Source organism: Pseudomonas sp. S4_EA_1b (assembly GCF_016307435.1).
Classification (GTDB): Bacteria; Pseudomonadota; Gammaproteobacteria; order Pseudomonadales; family Pseudomonadaceae; genus Aquipseudomonas; species Aquipseudomonas rhodesiae.
The window spans coordinates 1-1,253 of record NZ_JAEILC010000131.1 but is presented as its reverse complement, the minus strand read 5'-3'; the positions used below and the strand labels follow the sequence as shown (position 1 = coordinate 1,253).

Here is a 1,253-nt window from a genome sequence, read left to right as displayed (position 1 = left end):
TACCTGCAACTGGCCCCGTTTGGCCTGTCCGACTTCCGCAACCTCGTGCGCGAGCTGACCGAGTTGGCCCAGCAGACCGACAAGGGCTTGCTGCTGGCCAGCCAGGCTCTGGAGAGCCTGCGGCAGAAGCGGCGCATCCTGCCGGCGCTGAGCGTAATTGATCGGGCCTGCTCGGAGGCCATTGCGCGGGCTAATCGGCGGGTCTACCGCGCCCTGGTCGAACCACTCACGGACTCGCACCGTGCCAAGCTGGACGAACTGCTGAAGCTCAAGGCCGGCAGCAGCATCACCTGGTTGACCTGGCTGCGCCAGGCACCGCTGAAACCCAACTCTCGGCACATGCTTAAGCACATCGAGCGGCTGAAGACATTTCAGCTGGTGGACTTGCCCGAAGGGCTGGGCCGGCACATCCACCAGAACCGCCTGCTCAAGCTGGCCCGCGAAGGGGGGCAGATGACGCCCAAAGACCTTGGCAAGTTCGAGCCGCAGCGGCGCTACGCGACCCTGGCCGCCGTAGTGCTGGAGAGCACCGCGACTGTGATTGATGAGTTGGTCGATCTGCACGACCGCATCCTGGTCAAGCTGTTCAGCGGCGCGAAGCACAAGCATCAGCAGCAGTTCCAGAAGCAGGGCAAGGCGATCAATGACAAGGTGCGCCTGTACTCGAAGATCGGCCAGGCTCTGCTGGAGGCAAAGGAAAACGGCAGCGATCCGTACGCCGCCATCGAGGCGGTGATTCCCTGGGACGAATTCACCGAGAGCGTCAGCGAGGCCGAGCTGCTGGCCCGGCCGGAGGGCTTCGACCACCTACACCTGGTCGGCGAGAACTTCGCCACCCTGCGCCGTTACACGCCGGCCCTGCTGGAGGTGCTGGAACTGCGCGCTGCACCGGCCGCGCAAGGCGTGCTGGCGGCCGTGCAGACCCTGCGCGAGATGAACGCCGACAACCTGCGCAAGGTGCCGGCGGATGCCCCTACCGCCTTCATCAAGCCGCGCTGGAAGCCGCTGGTGATCACCCCGGAAGGCCACGACCGACGCTTCTACGAAATCTGCGCGCTGTCCGAGCTGAAGAACGCCCTGCGCTCCGGTGACATCTGGGTCAAGGGTTCACGGCAGTTCCGCGACTTCGACGACTACCTGCTGCCGGCAGAGAAGTTCGCCGCGCTCAAGCGGGAACAGGCCCTGCCCCTGGCGATCAACCCGAACAGCGACCAGTACCTGGAAGAGCGCTTACAGCTGCTGGACGAGCAGTT

1 pseudogene is annotated in these 1,253 nt (G+C 64.9%); it reads left to right on the top strand.

From position 1 onward, the window contains the following. A pseudogene (locus YA0848_RS31190) lies at positions 1–1,253 on the top strand (Tn3-like element TnAs1 family transposase); the annotation flags it as partial.